Annotated in this window: 16 protein-coding genes; 3 read left to right on the top strand and 13 right to left on the bottom strand. The window is 68.8% G+C overall.

Annotated elements, in window-relative coordinates; translation table 11 throughout:
* The first annotated feature begins 79 nt into the window (after positions 1-79).
* Positions 80-916, top strand: a complete 837-nt coding sequence (locus MZTS_RS08735) for a hypothetical protein (protein ID WP_192283274.1) — start codon at positions 80-82, stop codon at positions 914-916.
* A gap of 12 nt (positions 917-928) precedes the next feature.
* Here MZTS_RS08735 and MZTS_RS08740 read toward each other — a convergent pair whose 3' ends face one another.
* From MZTS_RS08740 to recQ, 10 genes are all read right to left on the bottom strand, one after another.
* Positions 929-1144 (bottom strand): hypothetical protein, encoded by a 216-nt coding sequence (locus MZTS_RS08740; protein WP_192283275.1) that lies wholly within the window; start codon positions 1142-1144, stop codon positions 929-931.
* Between the two features lie 183 nt (positions 1145-1327).
* The gene (locus MZTS_RS08745) at positions 1328-2212 is read right to left on the bottom strand and encodes an SMP-30/gluconolactonase/LRE family protein (RefSeq protein WP_192283276.1); all 885 of its coding nucleotides are present in this window, start codon (positions 2210-2212) and stop codon (positions 1328-1330) included.
* Positions 2213-2304: 92 nt separating this feature from the next.
* Positions 2305-3207, bottom strand: coding sequence for an NAD(P)/FAD-dependent oxidoreductase (locus tag MZTS_RS08750; RefSeq protein ID WP_009866699.1), 903 nt, complete (start codon positions 3205-3207; stop codon positions 2305-2307).
* Positions 3208-3281: 74 nt separating this feature from the next.
* Positions 3282-3617, bottom strand: coding sequence for a Grx4 family monothiol glutaredoxin (gene grxD, locus MZTS_RS08755; RefSeq protein WP_192283277.1), 336 nt, complete (start codon positions 3615-3617; stop codon positions 3282-3284).
* A 64-nt stretch (positions 3618-3681) separates the two neighbouring features.
* Positions 3682-3918, bottom strand: coding sequence for a BolA family protein (locus MZTS_RS08760; RefSeq protein WP_012451972.1), 237 nt, complete (start codon positions 3916-3918; stop codon positions 3682-3684).
* A 25-nt stretch (positions 3919-3943) separates the two neighbouring features.
* On the bottom strand, positions 3944-6169 hold the full coding sequence (gene purL, locus MZTS_RS08765; RefSeq protein ID WP_192283278.1) for a phosphoribosylformylglycinamidine synthase subunit PurL: 2226 nt from the start codon (positions 6167-6169) through the stop codon (positions 3944-3946).
* Between the two features lie 183 nt (positions 6170-6352).
* Entirely contained in the window at positions 6353-7537 is a 1185-nt protein-coding gene (locus MZTS_RS08770) for a hydrolase (RefSeq protein ID WP_192283279.1), read from the bottom strand.
* Positions 7538-7687: 150 nt separating this feature from the next.
* Positions 7688-9871 carry an SF1B family DNA helicase RecD2 gene (gene recD2 / locus MZTS_RS08775; protein ID WP_192283281.1) on the bottom strand — a complete coding sequence of 728 codons (2184 nt, stop codon included), beginning with the start codon at positions 9869-9871 and terminating at the stop codon, positions 7688-7690.
* A 119-nt stretch (positions 9872-9990) separates the two neighbouring features.
* Positions 9991-10677, bottom strand: a complete 687-nt coding sequence (locus MZTS_RS08780; protein ID WP_192283283.1) for a trna delta -isopentenylpyrophosphate transferase — start codon at positions 10675-10677, stop codon at positions 9991-9993.
* A 294-nt stretch (positions 10678-10971) separates the two neighbouring features.
* Complete coding sequence (recQ, locus tag MZTS_RS08785; RefSeq protein WP_192283285.1) at positions 10972-12819, bottom strand: DNA helicase RecQ; 1848 nt, start codon at positions 12817-12819, stop codon at positions 10972-10974.
* 93 nt (positions 12820-12912) lie between these two features.
* Between recQ and MZTS_RS08790 the strand changes: the two genes are divergently transcribed.
* Together MZTS_RS08790 and MZTS_RS08795 are read left to right on the top strand one after the other, a co-directional pair.
* Complete coding sequence (locus MZTS_RS08790) at positions 12913-13152, top strand: type II toxin-antitoxin system VapB family antitoxin (RefSeq protein ID WP_009863103.1); 240 nt, start codon at positions 12913-12915, stop codon at positions 13150-13152.
* Positions 13152-13556: a type II toxin-antitoxin system VapC family toxin gene (locus MZTS_RS08795; protein ID WP_192283287.1), complete on the top strand. Its 405-nt coding sequence runs from the start codon at positions 13152-13154 to the stop codon at positions 13554-13556. The genes MZTS_RS08790 and MZTS_RS08795 overlap by 1 nt, the downstream gene beginning before the upstream one ends.
* Positions 13557-13558: 2 nt before the next feature.
* Here MZTS_RS08795 and recF read toward each other — a convergent pair whose 3' ends face one another.
* The 3 genes from recF to MZTS_RS08810 all read right to left on the bottom strand — a co-directional run.
* Positions 13559-14713, bottom strand: coding sequence for a DNA replication/repair protein RecF (gene recF / locus MZTS_RS08800; protein WP_192283289.1), 1155 nt, complete (start codon positions 14711-14713; stop codon positions 13559-13561).
* Between the two features lie 40 nt (positions 14714-14753).
* Positions 14754-15875 (bottom strand): DNA polymerase III subunit beta, encoded by a 1122-nt coding sequence (gene dnaN, locus MZTS_RS08805; protein WP_192283291.1) that lies wholly within the window; start codon positions 15873-15875, stop codon positions 14754-14756.
* Positions 15876-16162: 287 nt separating this feature from the next.
* The coding region (locus MZTS_RS08810) for a helix-turn-helix domain-containing protein (protein WP_281397019.1) at positions 16163-16523 on the bottom strand (361 nt) is incomplete at its 5' end.

Consider the following 16523-nt stretch of genomic DNA (forward strand, 5'->3'; position numbering starts at 1 on the left):
ACACAGTTAACGAAAATCTCGAACTTCCCGTCGATTATCCTACGAGGTTGACCGGCCTCGTCAGCGGAAAGCCTGTGCCATGTCGGAGAGGGTCGAAGCGGGTGCGGCCGCGGCGAGGAAGCCGGCCGCGATCTCACCGGAAGAGATGCTGAAACAGGCCGTCACCGGCGCGACAAAGGCGAATGAGGCGTCCTCCGCCGATGCCGTGTGGAAGCCGTCGCTGAAACTCCCCCGCTTCGGCGCCAATGCCCGGCTGGCTGCGGCGAGCCTGACGGCGCTGGCCTGCGGTCTCGCCATCGGAGTCCTGGCCGCGCCAGGACAAGGCTCGGGCGATGTGCTCGCGCAAGTCCAAGCCGAACTGGCGACGGGACGGGCGGAAACGGCCCGGCTGTCGCAGGAATTCGACCGCCTCACCCGGACGGCGACGGCCGCCCGCGAGACGAGCGAAGCGGCTCGCGGAGAAGCGAAGGCGCTCGGCGCCAGCTTGGCCGACCGGATCGGCCGCTCGGAGCAGAACCTGGAGCGGCGCCTGGCCAGCCTGTCGGAGACGCTCACCCGCAGCGACCGTGAGCAGGGCGAGCGGATCGCGGGACTGATCGCTCAACTGGACAAGAAGGCGCAGCCCGTCACCGCCGCTGCGCCACCGAAGCCGGAACCGAAGGCCGAGGCGCGGATCGCGGAGCCGACCCAGACCGGTAGCCTGCCGGACAAGGCGAAGACCGAGACGGTCGAGAATTGGGCGCTGCGCGACGTCTATGATGGCGTCGCGGTACTTGAGGATCGCCGCCGCCGCCTCGTCGAGGTGGCACGCGGCGACGCGGTTCCGGGGGTAGGCCGCGTCGAGGCAATCGAGCGGCGGGGGCGGCAATGGGTCGTTGTCACCCGGCAAGGGGTGATCACGCCGCAGACCTGGTGAGAACGAGCGAAATCAGTTCGCGGGGAGGATATCGAGCGGTGTGACAGCCGCGAGCGTCGTCCCCGGCACCGTCGGCGACAGCTCGGCGAGTTTGGTCGCCCGCTCAGCCCGCAACCGGCCACGCTCACGGGCCTCCTCGCGCGCTTTCTGCGTCGGATGAAGGATCAGGGCGAGAAGCGTCTCGCCGTCGTCCGAAGTCGTGAGATGCTTCCCGTCGAAGACTGGCATGGTCCGCTCCCGGCCCATCGAAGGGCCGCAGCTTCTGAGCGATAGCTCAACCGTTCGTGAAGAACGGGGTTTCAGAGGATAAGTTCCACCAAACGCCCGTCCTTAACCGCGCTTTCATCTTTGCGGTGCGGCAGCATCCAGTGCAGTGCGAGATGGCACATGATCTGGGCTGCCCGTAAAGTCTCAATTCTGAGGCAGATCCAAAGGATTGGCCGCAAATCCGCGAAACTCGGTCTCGACTTGATAAAGATGACCCGCCATCGGTTCGAGGGTCGGATCGCGCCCGCGCAGGCAAGTCGTAATGTAGAGTGTCGAAAGGTCAGGCCCGCCGAACGCACATTTCGTGACAAGGGGCGTCGGTATCGGCAAGATCCGTTCGACATGCCCGTCGGGTGTAAATCGTGTGATGCGTCCGGCTCCATAGTGGCAGATCCAGAGATGTCCCTCGGCATCGAGGGTCAATCCATCCGGCTTGCCCCAACTGCCCTCGAAACGGATCAGGGGGCGCGGCTCGCCGATGCGGCCGCCCCGGACGTCGTGGACCCGGACGATGCCCTCCGCCGTATCGATGGTGTAGATCCGCTCACCGTCCGGGCTGACGAACGGACCGTTGGTGACAGCCGCTTGTCCGCCGAAAGTTTCGACGCGTTTGCCGTCCCAGCGGTGGAAGCTGCCCGTCGCCTCCTCTTCCGCGTCGTCCATGCTGCTGAAATAGAGCCGGCCGTCCGGCCCGATACTGCCGCTGTTGAGGCGGTTCCGGGCAGGGTGATCGGCGGGACGCGCCAGCGGCGAACGCGTGCCATCCGATAGCCGGAACAGGGCCACGCCGGATCGGAAGCCGGCGACCACGCGGTCGGGATCCGATGTCGGCAGGGCAAAGCCGATCTTCTCGTCGAGCGCCAGCCGGGTGGTTTCGCCGATCTCCGGCCAGTGGCGCCAGATCGCCGGATTCTCGATATCGACCCAGATCAGCGATCCGTCGCGGGCATCCCAGACGACTTCTTCGCCGAGGGCACAGCCGCAGGCGACGGCCACGCGCGGCGTGTGGGGATGCACGGGTGGGGTCATCGTCACTCCGGGATCGGACAGGGAACGAGGCCCGTGGCCTCTGCCCTCCCAACGCGCCGGACCGGAGCTTTGTCACGACGGGGCGCGCGTTCTCAGCGCGTCGCCTCGGCGACGAACTCGGCATTGATGGCGAAGGCCGCCATCGCGCCCTCGGCGGCGGCCACGACGGCGAACTGCACCCGGCGCGAGGCATCGCCCGCCACGTAGAGGCCGGGCACGTTGGTCTTCTCGTATTCGCGGGTCGGCACCACGCTTCGGGTCTCGTCGAGTTCACAGCCGAGTTGCGCGATGAGCGGGGAGGGGCTGCAGGCAAACGGCATCAGGAACAGGGCGGCGCAAGCGATCTCGGTGCCGTCCCGGAAACGAAGGCAGGTCGGTCGGGCCTCGTCCCCTTCGAGCCGCGCAATCGCCGTCTCGACGATGCGGACGCCATTGCGGGCGAGCCGGTCACGATCCTTATCCGAGAGGTCGCCATCCTCGCCGTTCGTGCAAAGGGTGACGTCCCCGCTCCACCCGGTCAATTCGAGGGCGAGGCCGCAGCCGCCATGCCCGTGGCCGTAGACGACGAGCGGACGGTCACGGACTTCGAAGCCGTCGCAATAGGGGCAAGAATGCACACCCGTGCCCCAGTAGGTGTCGAAGCCCTCGATCTCGGGGATGTCCTGGGCGAGGCCGGTCGCCAGGATCAGGCGCCGTGCCCGCTCCCGCCGGCCATCCTCCTGCACGATGGTGAATCCGTCCGGGTCGCGATGCGCCTCGGCGACACCGACGTCGCGGCATTCGACCGTGTCGTAGCGGGCGAGGTCGGCGCGGCCCCGATCCCTCAGATCGAAGGGCGGCGTGCCGTCGCGGGTGAACAGGCCCCAGGTCCGGGGCGTCGCGGCGTTGCGCGGGTTGCCCGCGTCGCAGAGCAGAACCCGGCGGCGGGCGCGGCCGAGGATCAGGGCGGCGTTGAGCCCGGCCGGGCCGCCGCCCACGATGATCACGTCATGCATCCCGTTCCTCCCGGCGGTCTCGCCGGGGGGACAAGCGCATGTCCCGGGAGATGGTTTCCCGGGATGCTCGGTCTTCAGGCGGCGCTTTTGACCGGCACGCCCTTCTCGGACAGGAATTGCTGCAGCTCGCCGGACTGGAACATCTCGCGGGCGATGTCGCAGCCGCCGACGAACTCACCCTTCACGTAGATCTGCGGGATGGTCGGCCAGTTGGAGAAGGCCTTGATGCCCTCACGGATCGCCATGTCGTCGAGCACGTTCACGCCCTTGAACGGCACGCCGAGGTAGTTGAGAATCTGGACGACCTGGCCCGAGAAGCCGCACATCGGGAATTGCGGCGTGCCCTTCATGAATACGACCACGTCCTGCGAATCGATCTCGTTCTTGATCGTGGTGTTGATGTCGCTCATCGCGCGGTCCTCGTTGCTCGGTCGTGTCTGAAGTCAGGCCTGTTCGGCGGATTTCAAGGTCGCCTCAATCCTGAGGAACCCCTGTCGTCAGCGCAAGGGCGTGGAGCACGCCCCCCATCCGTCCCTGAAGCGCGCCGTATACCATCTGGTGCTGGGCCACACGGGTCTTGCCCTTGAAGGCGGAGGAGATCACGGTCGCGGCGTAATGGTCGCCGTCGCCGGCCAGATCCTTGATCTCGACCTGGGCGTCGGGCAGCGCCTCGCGGATCATCGACTCGATCTCGCGCGCATCCATCGGCATCGGAAATTCTCCGCTTCGTTGTGGTTCAGGCGGCGGGGGCGGAGGGCTGGCTCGCCATGTAGGCCGGGAACCAGCCCTCATGCGCGGCCTTCAGCTCGGCCACCGATATGGTCTCGTCGCCCGGCAGCACCAAGCTGTCCCCACCGACGATGCCGACGGTGGCCGCGTCGATGCCCTGGGCCGAGGCGCTGTAGAGCAGGTCCGCCGCAGCTTCCGCCGGAACCGCGATCAGGTAGCGGCCCTGGTCCTCGCCGAACAGATAGGCATGGGCCGGCAGGTCGCCCGGCACCGCCGGCAGGGCCGCGCCGAGGCCACCGGCCATCGCCATCTCGGCGAGCGCCACGGCGAGGCCGCCATCGGAGAGGTCGTGAACCGTGTCGGCGATGCCGGAGACGATCAGGCTGCGCACGAAGTCGCCGTTCCGGCGCTCGGTGGCGAGATCGACCGGCGGCGGCGCGCCCTCTTCGCGGCCGGCGATCTCGGCCAGGTAGAGCGATTGGCCGAGCCAGCCCTCGGTACGCCCGATCAGCACCAGCACGTCGCCCTCCCGCTTGAGGGAAACGGTGGCGTGCCGCTCGACATCGTCGAGCACGCCGACGCCGCCGATGCTCGGGGTCGGCAGGATGCCGACGCCGTTGGTCTCGTTGTAGAGCGAGACATTGCCGGACACGACCGGGAAATCGAGGGCGGTGCAGGCCTCGCCGATGCCCTTCAGGCAGCCGACGAGCTGGCCCATCACCTCGGGCTTCTCCGGATTGCCGAAATTGAGGTTGTCGGTGATCGCCAGCGGGCGCCCGCCGACGGCGGTGATGTTGCGCCACGCCTCCGCCACCGCCTGCCGCCCGCCCTCGACCGGATCGGCCTCGCAGTAGCGCGGCGTCACGTCGGTGGTGAGCGCAAGGCCCTTCGGCCCCTCCTCGACCCGCACGATGGCGGCGTCGCCGCCCGGCTTCTGTACGGTGTTGCCGAGGATGAAGTGGTCGTACTGCTCGTAGACCCAGCGCTTCGAGGCCAGCTCCGGCGAGCCGATCAGCTGCTTCAGGGCCTGCGCGTTGGGGAGGCTCGCTGGGACGCTGTCCGGCGCGATGACCGGCTGGTGGGTGTTGGCGATGTGGGGCCGGTCGTAGAGCGGCGCCTCGTCGCCGAGTTCCTTGATCGGCAGGTCGGCGACGGTCTCGCCGTTGTGCTTGATGACGAAGCGCAGCGTGTCGGTGGTGTGGCCGATGACGGCGAAGTCGAGCCCCCATTTCACGAAGATCGCCTCGGCCTCGGCCTCCATGCCGGGCTTGAGCACCATGAGCATGCGCTCCTGGCTCTCCGACAGCATCATCTCGTAGGGGGTCATACCCTCTTCGCGGGTCGGAACGTTCTCGAGGTGCAGCTCCACGCCGAGATCGCCCTTGGCGCCCATCTCGACCGCCGAGCAGGTGAGACCCGCTGCGCCCATGTCCTGGATCGCGATCACGGCACCGGAGGCCATCAGCTCCAGGCAGGCTTCGAGCAGCAGCTTCTCCGCGAAGGGATCGCCGACCTGCACGGTCGGGCGCTTCGACTCGCTGGCCTCGTCGAACTCGGCGGAGGCCATGGTGGCGCCGTGGATGCCGTCGCGACCGGTCTTGGAGCCGAGATAGACGATCGGATTCCCGACGCCGGTGGCGGCCGCGTAGAAGATCGCGTCGGTTCGCGCGAGGCCGACCGCCATGGCGTTGACGAGGATGTTGCCGTCGTAGCGCTTGTGGAAGCCCACGAGCCCGCCGACCGTCGGCACGCCGAAGGAATTGCCGTAGCCGCCGACGCCCGCGACGACGCCCGAGACGAGGTGGCGGGTGCGGGGGTGATCCGGCGAGCCGAAGCGGAGGGCGTTGAGGGCCGCGATCGGCCGCGCGCCCATGGTGAAGACGTCGCGCAGGATGCCGCCGACGCCGGTTGCCGCGCCCTGATAGGGCTCGATGAAGCTCGGATGGTTGTGGCTCTCCATCTTGAAGACGCAGGCCAGCCCGTCGCCGATATCGATCACGCCGGCATTCTCGCCCGGGCCCTGGATCACCCACGGCGCCGAGGTCGGCAGGCCGCGCAGATGCTTGCGGGACGACTTGTAGGAGCAATGCTCGTTCCACATCGCCGAGACGATGCCGAGCTCGGTCAGCGTCGGCTCGCGCCCGACGAGCGCGCGGAAGCGCTCATACTCATCGGGGGTCAGGCCGTGCTGGCGCACCAGCTCGGGGGTGATCGGAACATTGTTGCGAAACATCCGAAGCCCTGTCTCAAACCGTTGCCGCCATCCGGCCGAGCCCGCACCGGGCCACTCCATGACGGGCTGCTCGCCCCGACGTGGCGCGAACAGACTTTGTGCATCGCTCTAGTGCGATCAACCGCCGCTGCAAAGGGCCGGCCCGGTCGCGACAGGATTGTGCACCATCGGGTTGCGGTTTTTCTATTCAAAATTTTCGTCCGCCGCCTCGATGCGACCTATCCGGCAAAGCTCGACGCCGGCATGAACCGGCTCCGGTCCAGCGACGAAGGCGATGTAATCGAAGGCCTGCGAATCCCGGCTCGACATCAGCAGCTGGAAATGCATGCGGAACAGATTCCAGCGCAGCCGGGCGACAAGAGCGGGCTCGATCAGATCCTCGATCTCCACCCGCATCACCGCGAAGCGTCCGCGCGGCGCGGGCGGCAGGCGCGAGGCGCTCACCGGATCGCGCAGGTGGATCGACAGCCAGTCCCAGCTCGCGCGGATGTCGAGCCAGCCGATGGAGGTCTCACGGCCGATCCGGGCGAGGGCGGCGCGGGCATCCTCCGCGAGCGGATCGAGGGTGATCCAGGGAATGACGCTGCCGATGGTCACCAGGGTCACCGGCGTGCCGCGCCGCCCGAAATCGGGATCGGCGGCCAGGATGCGGTCGAGGGTTTCGAGCGCGAGGAAACTTGAGGAGGAATGGCCGATCACCACGATCTCGGAGGCATGGCCCTCGGCGGCGCGGATACGCTCGCCCCAGGGTCCGAGACGCTCGCGCATCGCCCGCTCGCGACCCGACGCGTGGTCGTGGGTGAAGGCGGTGTCGTCGACGAGATGGGTGACGTAGAGCGGCTTGCCCCGGGTGAGACGGGTGATCGCGGCAAGGATCGCGTAGGCGAGAAGCGGCACCAGCGCCGCCTTGGCGAGGATCGGCAGGGCCGAAGCCGGTGTCAGCGTCACCGCCGCGACGGCGAGGGCGAGGCTCAGCAGGACGAAGGCCAGATAGAACTGGTGGACGCTGACGATGACCCGGTGGAAGCGCCGCGCCTCGCGCCGGAACGTCTTCAGGTAGCCGGAACGCCAGAGCCGCCACCACAGGCCGGGCAGGCTCGCGAGCCGGCGCAGGTTGGAGCGGGGGAAGCGGGCGCGGACGATATCGTCCCAACGCAGCAGAGAGTAGCGCAGGCGCATGGACGCACCGCCGGACTGGCTGCGGACGTCCCAGTCGAGGCTGATGCCGTCGGCGGAGCGGACCGGCTCGCCGACCTCGATGGTCATCCCGCGCCGCTGCGCCGTGATGCGGCTCTCGCGGCGGAACAGGCCCCAATAGGTCTCGGGCTCGCGGGGATCGAAGCCGGGCAGGTAGAACACCTGCCGCACCGGGGCGCTCTCGTCGGACTGGGAAATGGCGGACCGCCGTGCTGGGAAGAGGGCAGGGCGATCTGAGCGAGTCGCCCGTTCGCCCGCTGCCTACACGATGCGGCGGGGGCCCGGCGAGGGCAAACACGTGACAGGCAGCACCTGTTGGGCTCAGCCCGCCTCCAGCCATTCCCGCAGCTTGGTCCATCGGCGCCGCGATGCGCCCTCGCGGATCGCCATCTGGATCGCCCGGCGCTGCCCGACCAGCACCACGAGGCGCCGCCCCCGCGTCACCCCCGTATAGAGCAGGTTGCGCGCGAGCATGGTGCGGTGCTGCGTCACCACGGGAATCACCACCGCCGGGTATTCCGACCCCTGCGCCTTGTGGATCGTCTTGGCGAAGGCCGGCACCAGGGTGTCGAGCTCACCGAAGGGGTAGTCGACCGGGCGGCCGTCGAAATCGACGGTGAGGGTCTCCTCGTCCGGATCGATGGCGCTGACCGTGCCGAGATCGCCGTTGAACACGTCGCGGTCGTAATCGTTGCGGGTCTCCATCACCCGGTCACCGGGGGCGAAGCGCCAGCCGAAGCGCTCCACCTCCATCGGGGGCGACGGGTTCAGCTCCCGCTGCAGGGCGTTGTTGAGGTTGCGGCTGCCCAGCGAGCCACGGATCATCGGCGTCAGCACCTGGATGTCGCGGATCGGATCGAGGCCGAAACGGCGCGGGATGCGGCGGGTCACGAGTTCGATCAGCGTGCCCACGCCCTCCTCGGCCTCGTCGATCTCCACGAGGTAGAAATCGCTCTCCTCCCCCTTCGGCGCGCCGGCCGGCATGCGGCCGGTATTGATGCTGTGGGCGTTGACCACGATCCGGCTCTCCGCCGCCTGGCGAAAGATCTCGGTGAGCCGCGCCACCGGGAGCCGGCCCGAGGCGATCAGGTCGGCCAGCACCTGTCCGGGTCCGACGGAGGGAAGCTGATCGACATCGCCGACCAGGATCAGCCCGGCCCGCTCCGGCACCGCCTTGAGCACCGCGTTCATCAGCGGCACGTCGACCATCGAGGTTTCGTCGATGATCAGGAGGTCGCAATCGAGCGGGTTGTCCTCGCCGCGCTGAAAGCCGCCGTTGCGCGGGTCGATCTCCAGCAGCCGATGGAGGGTGCGCGCCTCCAGGCCGGTCTGTTCCGCCATGCGCTTGGCCGCGCGCCCCGTCGGCGCGGCGAGCAGCACCCGCCCCCCCTTCGCGGTGAGAATGCGCAGGATCGCGTCGAGGGTGCTGGTCTTGCCGACCCCGGGGCCGCCGGTGAGGATGCAGAGGCGCGTCCGCAGGGCGAGGCGGATCGCGTCTGCCTGGGATTCGGACAGCGCCTTGCCCGTCCTCGCCTCGACCCAGGGGCGGGCGAGGGCGAAATCGATCTCGGGCCAGGGCGGTGTGCCGGCGGCGCGGTCGAGGAGCCGCTGGGCGATGGCCCGCTCGGCCCCATGCAATCCCTTCAGGAACAGGCAGGGCTCACCGCGCAGGGTATCGGCCATCACCTCGCGCCCCTCCCGCAGGCACAGGGCCGCGGCGACCCGGACCAGGTCGGGGGAAACGTCGAGGAGATTCGAGGCGAGCCGCACCAGGGCCTCGATCGGCAGGCCGCAATGGCCCTCGTCCATCGCGCTTTGAAGCGCGTAGCTGATGCCGGCGGCCAAGCGCTGCGGCGCGGCGCGGGCGAGGCCGAGGCGCAGGGCGATGGCATCGGCGGTGCGAAAGCCGATGCCGCGGATGTCGCGGGCGAGGCGATAGGGATCCTCCGTCATGACCGACAGCGAATCGTGGCCATAGGTGCGGAAGATGCGGGTCGCCCGGGCGGTGCCGACGCCGTGGGCATGGAGGAAGATCATGATCTCCCGCACCGCCTTCTGTTCGGCCCAGCCCTTGACGATGCGGGCGGCGCGCTTCGGACCGATCCCCTCGACCTCCGTGAGCCGCGCGGGTTCGGCCTCGATGATCTCGAACACCGCCTCGCCGAAGGTGGCGACGATGCGCTTGGCCATGGCCGGGCCGATGCCGCGCATCTGGCCCGAGGCGAGATAGCGCGCGATGCCCTCAATGCCGGTGGGCGGCGTGACCTGAAGCGTCTCCGCGCGGAACTGGAGGCCGTGCTCCCGGTCGGCCACCCAGCGGCCCGAGGCCGTCAGCCACTCGCCCGCGGCGATGGCCGGCGCATGTCCCACCACCGGGACGAGGTCACGCCGGCCACGGGCATGGACCTTGAGGACGCAGAAACCCGTCTCGGCGCTGTGGAAGGTGACCCGCTCGACCGAGCCGGCGAGCATGTCGAGACCGGGTGGCCGGACCGGCGCGTTCATCCCCTCCCCCCATCATGGTTTCGAACGGTCGAGACCTTTCGCGGGTCCGGGGCGGAGCCCTGGTGAAGGCCGGGGCTTCGCCCTTGCCCACCGCCGAAGGGCCTACCCTTCGGACCTCCTCACGCCGCCCGGCTGCCGCGGCCGGCCTTCTTGGCCGGCGGCCAGCCGAGCGCCCGCAGCCGCGCCTTGGCATAGTCGCGCACCTCCTCGCGGGTGCCGTTCGGCATGGAATTGAGGATGGCTTGCGTCCGCTCGTCGAGCATCAGGTCGGTGACCGCGTTGATCGAGGCCGCCTCGTCGATCAGGCGCTTCAGGTCGGCCTCCTGCTCGGTCACCTCGTCGAAGGCCGGAGGCGCATCGAAATCCTCGTCCACGGCGCGGATCGCCATGGGCTGATTCTGGCGGAACTCGTCCGCCTCCTCCTCGGAATAGACGAGGCCGTGCAGCTCGATCAGCTTGAGGATCACCCGGTCCTTCGCCCGCTTCTCGGCCATGGCGTAGACATAGGCCGCCTGCCGGCCGGACACGCGGTAGTTCACGTTCACCAGCGCCTCGCCGATCGACCACTCGACCCGCTCCTCGCCGGCCTTCTCACCCGGCATGCGGCCGGTGACGAGGATCACCGCCTCGTCGCGCTCGCTGCGCAGCAGGGTCGGCGGATCGAACCGGATCTGCGTATGCGCGGCGATCCGCTCCAGGGTCTTGTGGTAGATCACGGCGGTGCCCTGCACGCGCCACACATTGCCCGCGAAGGGCTCGCCGTAGCGCACGAGGATGTCGGCGATCTGCTTGTCGGCTGTTCTCATGATGCGTCCCTGACGATGGAGCCGGGCCGGTGACCGGAACTGCATTCTCCGCGTTCGAGCGGCGGATGTTCGCGTTATGTTCTATCTGTGGACAATATGGGGATAACCCTTGCCTGGCAAAGGGGGCGCGCCGCGGCGCGAGGTCGCGATTCGTTCGGCTGGATCGCCGTTTCGGGTGAGACGAGGTCTCGTACCAGATCCGTTTGATCCCTTCGGGATGCCGGATCTGGGCTTCGCTCAGGCGCCGCGCGGGCTTGCTGAGACGGGATCCGCTTCAATCAAGCGGTTCCCGTCTCAGCCCGTCCGCTTGGCGTCGTCCAGGAACTCGCGGATCGCGTCGGTGAAGCGTTCGCCGTAGGCCTCGCGCTTTCGCTCGCCGACGCCGTGGACCGAGCGGAGCGCCCAGAGATCGACCGGCTTGGATCGCGCCATCTCGATCAGGGTGCGGTCGGGGAAGACCATGAAGGCGGCGATGCCCTCGGCCCGGGCGATGGTGGCGCGCAGGCCGCGCAGATGCTGGAACAGGGCCTCGTCGGCCTCGCTCAGGCCCGCCGTGTCGTCCTCGGACCGGGTGGCCTTGCGGCTTCGCGGCTCGGCCTTTTTCGGCTCGGGATCGGGCCGCACCTCGATCCTCTCCCGGCCGAACAGGATCGCCTCGCCCTTCTCGGTCATGACGAGCCCGCCATAGCCATCGGTGTTCTCGGCCACCGCCCCGGCGGCGAAGAGCTGGCGCAGCAGGGCCCGCCAGGCCGCGACCGGCTTGTCGGCCCCGACGCCGAAGGTCTTCAGCGCGGCGTGTCCATTGCGGCGGATCGGCTCGCTCTCCTTGCCGTGGACCACGTCGCAGACATAGGCCGCGCCGAAGCGCTGGCCGGTGCGCACGATGGCGGAGAGGAGCTTCTGCGCCGCCACGGTGCCGTCGATGAGGGAGACGCCGCCCCGGCACAGGTCGCAGCGGCCGCACCGCTCGCTCGCCTCGCCGAAATAGCCGAGCAGCGACTGGCGCCGGCAGGCGGCCCCTTCGCACAGAGCGATCATCGCTTCGAGCTTGCGCCGCTCGACCCGGCGCCGCTCCTCCGAGATCTCTTTCTCGTCGATCTGGCGACGGCGCAGCGCCATGTCGTCGAGGCCGTAGAGGGTCAGGGTGTCCGAGGGCAGCCCGTCACGGCCGGCGCGCCCGATCTCCTGATAATAGCCCTCGATATTGGTCGGCATGTCGGCATGGCAGACGAAGCGCACATCCGGCTTGTTGATGCCCATGCCGAAGGCCACGGTGGCGGTCATCACCACCCCGTCCTCCTGCAGGAAGGTGTCCTGATTCCTCGCCCGCGTACCCTGGTCGAGCCCGGCATGGTAGGGCAGGGCATTGAAGCCATCGGCCTTGAGGCTGTCCGCCAGTTGCTCCACCCGCTTGCGCGACGAGCAATAGATGATGCCGCTCTCCGCCCGGCGGTTGCGCAGGAATCGTTCCAGCTGACGGGTCGGGTTGTCCTTCGGCTGGAAAGTCAGGCGGATGTTCGGCCGGTCGAAGGAATGGACGAAGGTTCTGGGCGGACGCCCCGCCGGGAACAGCCGCTCGGCGATCTCGGCGCGGGTGGCGGCGTCGGCGGTGGCGGTCAGCGCCAGGGTCTGGACGTTGCCCAAAGCCTCGCGGGCGCGGGCGATCTCGCGATATTCCGGGCGGAAATCGTGCCCCCATTGCGAGACGCAATGCGCCTCGTCGACGGCGAGCCGCCGCACGCCGGCTCCGCGCAGGGCGTCCATGCAGCCGTCCATCAGCAGCCGTTCCGGCGAGACGAACAGCAACCGCAGGTCGCCCGAACGGATCTTGCGCCACGTCTCCCGCGAGGTCGCCTCGGCCACCGTCGAATTGAGGGTGGCGGCCTCGATGCCGAAGGCGTGCATCTGCTGCACCTGATCGTGCATCAGCGCGATCAGCGGCGAGACCACGACTGTGAGCCCGGCATCGACCAGGGCCGGCAATTGGTAGGTCATCGACTTGCCGGAGCCGGTGGGCATCACCGCGAACACGTCGGTTCCGTCGAGCACCGCACCGATCACCTCGTCCTGTCCGGGACGGAAATCGTCGTAGCCGAAGGTCTTTTTCAGCGCGGCGCGGGCCTCGTCGAGGCGAGCTGTCATCGGGGCACTTGCACGAAAGGCGGGAAACCGGGAACGTCTTGCGGGCTCAACGTGTAGGCAATACCTTACGAGTGTCTACACAGCGAGGCCGTGATGCCCCTGAACATCCGCAGCGAGGAGGTGAACCGCCTCGCCGAGAAGCTGGCATCGCGGACTCGGGTGAGCAAGACCGAGGCGGTCCGTATCGCACTCGTCAACGAGTTGGAACGGCAGGAAAGCCGCATCCCCCTCGCAGAACGCCTGCGTCCGTTGCTCGACCGCATCGACGCGGTGCCCGAGACAGGCCTTCCGGCGGACAAGGCATTTTACGACGAGCTGAACGGCGAGCCGTGATGTTCGTCGACGCCTCGGCGATGGTCGCGATCCTGGCCAACGAGCCGCAGCGCGGCGCGCTGCTGACCTGCCTCGACGCGGAGCCGTCTCCCGTCACCTCCGCGCTTGCCGTCTTCGAGACCGTTGCGGCGCTGTCGAGGAGAAGGGCTCAATCCGTCGAGGCTTCGGAGGCCCAGGTTCGGGAATTCCTGTCCATCGCGGGCATCGCTGTCGTCCCGATCACGAATGCGGAAGCGCATGCGGCCGTCGCGGCTTATGCTCGGTTCGGAAAAGGCCGGGGCCATCCGGCCCAGCTGAACATGGGCGACTGCTTCGCCTACGCCTGTGCCCGCCTGCGCAACCTCCCGCTCCTCTTTGTCGGCAACGACTTCTCGCAGACCGACATCGCCACCACGATGGCCTGACATCACCCGGCCAGCGGCACGATCCGCCCGTCGGCAACACCGATCAGATCGGCCCGGCCTTCGAGTTCCGCGAACAGGGCCGGATCGGCGCCTGTCATCCAGACCTGTCCCTCCAACGCCTCGAGGGCATCGAACAGCCCGCCCCGCCGACGGGGGTCGAGATGGGCCGCGACCTCGTCGAGCAGAATCAGGGGGGTGAGCCCGCTCATCGCCCGCACGAGGCGGGCATGGGCGAGAACGAGGCCGATCAGCAGGGCCTTCTGCTCGCCGGTCGAGGCGGTGGCCGCCGGCACGTCCTTGGGGCCGTGACGCACGACGAGGTCGGTGGTCTGCGGGCCGATCAGGGTGCGGCCCGCCGCCCGGTCGCGGTGACGGCCCTGGGCCAGGGCGCGGCGGAAACGGTCCTCCGCCTCCAGCGCCGGCCAGACCGCGACGAGGTCGTCGAGATCCCCTTCGAGCCGGACCGAGGCCCAGGGAAAAGGCGCGGCATCGTCGCGGGTCTCGGCGATCAGGCGGTCGAGGCGCTCCACCGTCTCCCGCCGGGCAAGCGCCACGGCAACGCCGAGTTCGGCCACTTCGCGCTCGACCGCATCGAGCCAGCGGCCATCGTCCGGCCGCTCGTCGAGCAGGCGGTTGCGCGAGCGCAATGCCCGCTCCATCGCCGAGACGCGCGTGCCGTGGCTGGCATCGACGGCGAGGACGAGCCGGTCGAGGAAGCGGCGGCGGTCGCCGGCGGCACCGCGGAACAGACCGTCGAAATCCGGCGTCAGCCAGACGAGGCGCAAGAAATCGGAGAAGGCGACCGGGGAGGGGGCCGGCGCCCCATCGATGCGGCAGACCCGCGTCCCCCGGCTCTCGTAGCCCGGCGGTTCGTAGCCGGTGCCGAGGCGGTGCTCGGCGTCCTGGGTGTCCAGGGTCGCCGACACCGCGAAGCCACCGGGACCGCCCACCCGCGCCATGGTCGCGAGATCGGCGCGGCGCAGGCCGCGACCGGGGCAGAACAGGGAGACCGCCTCGATGATATTGGTCTTGCCCGCGCCGTTCTCGCCGATCAGCGCCACGAAGCGGCGCGTCGTGGCGAGATCGAGATCGAGATGGTTGCGGAAATCGCGGGCGATCAGTCGGGTGAGGCGCGTGCCTCCCGGCAGGGTGTCCATTCAGGCGATATATCCGATCCGGCGGGCGCCGGAAGCGGACTCACACGCGCATCGGCATCAGCACGTAGAGCGCGGCGGCGCCGTCGCGGTCCTGGATCAGCGTCGGCGAACCGGGATCGGCGAGCTTGAACAGGGCAGTGTCGCCCTCCAGCTGCGCGGTGATGTCGAGCAGGTAGCGGGCGTTGAAGCCGATATCGAGGGCAGTGGCCTCGTAATCGACGTCGAGTTCCTCGGTCGCGGACCCGGCATCGGGATTGGTCACCGAGAGGGCGAGCCGGCCGTCGGCCATGGCGAGCTTCACCGCACGGCCGCGCTCGGAGGAGATGGTCGAGACACGGTCCACCGCCTTGGCGAAGGCGTCGCGCACCACCGTCAGGTGCTTGTCGTTCCCGCTCGGGATCACCCGCTGGTAATCGGGGAAGGTGCCGTCGATCAGCTTGGAGATCAGGGTCACACCCCCGGCGAAGGTCAGGCGGATCTTGGCCGGGGAGAGTTCGACCTGAACGCTCTCGCCACCGTCGTCCACGAGCTTCTGGATCTCGGCGACGGCCTTGCGCGGCACGATGATGCCCGGCATGCCGCGGCTACCCTCGGGGGCGGCCGTCTCGACGCGGGCGAGCCGGTGCCCGTCGGTGGCCACCGCCCGCAGCTTCAGCGCGCCGTCCACCTCGACGGTGTGGAGATAGATGCCGTTGAGATAGTAGCGCGTCTCCTCGGTGGAGATCGCGAACTGGGTCTTCTCGATGAGCAGCTTCAGCTCCGCCGCCGCGATCGAGAAGGAATGCGGCAGCTCACCTGCGGCGAGATCGGGGAAATCGCCCTCGGGCAGGGCCCCCAGCGCGAAGCGCGACCGGCCGGACCGGATCGTCATCTGGCCCGTGTCGCCGGAGGTCTCGAGCGAGACCTGCGCGCCCTCGGGCAGCTTGCGCACGATGTCGTAGATGACGTGGGCGGGCACGGTGGTGGCGCCGGCATCGAGCACATCGGCCGGAACCGTCTCGGTCACCTCGATGTCGAGATCGGTCGCCTTCAGGCGCAGGCCATCCTCGCCGGTCCGCAGCAGCACGTTCGACAGAATCGGGATCGTGTTGCGCCGCTCGACGACGCGATGCACGTGGCCGAGCGATCTCAGAAGGGCCGCGCGCTCGACTGTGACTCTCATCGGAAAACCCGTCGTCTCTTGAACAATCGACCCGCCCGCCTTGAGCCAGGCCCGGAAACCGAGTGTCGCTCGGCCCTGCCCCCCGCGACGTCGCGGTCGGAGGGAAGGCGGTCCGTCACTGGGCGCTGTCAGGCACTCTGAAGCGGGACAACGCTTGCAGCTTGGCGAAGCGCCCCCCCGAAGGCAAGGGCGCGATTCGCCCTGTCCCGCCCCTCCGAGACAGGAACGGCCCGACGCGGATCGAAACCGCGCCGGGCCAAGGCGATCCCGGCCCGGCTTCCCGAGCCTCAGTCCTGAAGCATCCGCTTCAGCAGCTCGACCTCGTCACCGAGCACCGCGTCCTCACCGATCTGCTTCTCGATCTTGCGCACCGCGTGCAACACGGTGGTGTGGTCGCGCCCGCCGAAGCGTCGGCCGATCTCGGGCAGGGAACGCAGGGTCAGCACCTTCGACAGGTACATGGCGATCTGGCGGGGCTTCACCACGGCGGCGGTACGCCGCTCCGACAGGATGTCCGAGCGGGAGACGTTGTAGCGGGAGGCCACCAGCTTCTGGATGTCCTCGATCTTCACCCGCTTCGGCTCGCGGTTCTTCACGAGGTCACGGATGGCGGTCTCGGCGGTCTCGACCGTCACCGGCGCGCCGGTG

It is taken from the genome of Methylorubrum zatmanii, from assembly GCF_014845115.1.
In the GTDB taxonomy this organism is placed as follows: domain Bacteria; phylum Pseudomonadota; class Alphaproteobacteria; order Rhizobiales; family Beijerinckiaceae; genus Methylobacterium; species Methylobacterium zatmanii.

Excerpts from the sequence above, each read along its gene's own strand:
- MZTS_RS08780 (WP_192283283.1), bottom strand. The coding sequence starts at position 10,677 with ATGAGAACAGCCGACAAGCAGATCGCCGACATCCTCGTGCGCTACGGC.
- MZTS_RS08790 (WP_009863103.1), top strand. The coding sequence starts at position 12,913 with ATGCCCCTGAACATCCGCAGCGAGGAGGTGAACCGCCTCGCCGAGAAG.
- MZTS_RS08740 (WP_192283275.1), bottom strand. The coding sequence starts at position 1,144 with ATGCCAGTCTTCGACGGGAAGCATCTCACGACTTCGGACGACGGCGAG.
- MZTS_RS08745 (WP_192283276.1), bottom strand. The coding sequence starts at position 2,212 with ATGACCCCACCCGTGCATCCCCACACGCCGCGCGTGGCCGTCGCCTGC.
- dnaN (WP_192283291.1), bottom strand. The coding sequence starts at position 15,875 with ATGAGAGTCACAGTCGAGCGCGCGGCCCTTCTGAGATCGCTCGGCCAC.
- recQ (WP_192283285.1), bottom strand. The coding sequence starts at position 12,819 with ATGACAGCTCGCCTCGACGAGGCCCGCGCCGCGCTGAAAAAGACCTTC.
- MZTS_RS08750 (WP_009866699.1), bottom strand. The coding sequence starts at position 3,207 with ATGCATGACGTGATCATCGTGGGCGGCGGCCCGGCCGGGCTCAACGCC.
- recD2 (WP_192283281.1), bottom strand. The coding sequence starts at position 9,871 with ATGAACGCGCCGGTCCGGCCACCCGGTCTCGACATGCTCGCCGGCTCG.
- MZTS_RS08795 (WP_192283287.1), top strand. The coding sequence starts at position 13,152 with ATGTTCGTCGACGCCTCGGCGATGGTCGCGATCCTGGCCAACGAGCCG.
- purL (WP_192283278.1), bottom strand. The coding sequence starts at position 6,169 with ATGTTTCGCAACAATGTTCCGATCACCCCCGAGCTGGTGCGCCAGCAC.
- MZTS_RS08760 (WP_012451972.1), bottom strand. The coding sequence starts at position 3,918 with ATGCCGATGGATGCGCGCGAGATCGAGTCGATGATCCGCGAGGCGCTG.
- recF (WP_192283289.1), bottom strand. The coding sequence starts at position 14,713 with ATGGACACCCTGCCGGGAGGCACGCGCCTCACCCGACTGATCGCCCGC.
- grxD (WP_192283277.1), bottom strand. The coding sequence starts at position 3,617 with ATGAGCGACATCAACACCACGATCAAGAACGAGATCGATTCGCAGGAC.
- MZTS_RS08735 (WP_192283274.1), top strand. The coding sequence starts at position 80 with ATGTCGGAGAGGGTCGAAGCGGGTGCGGCCGCGGCGAGGAAGCCGGCC.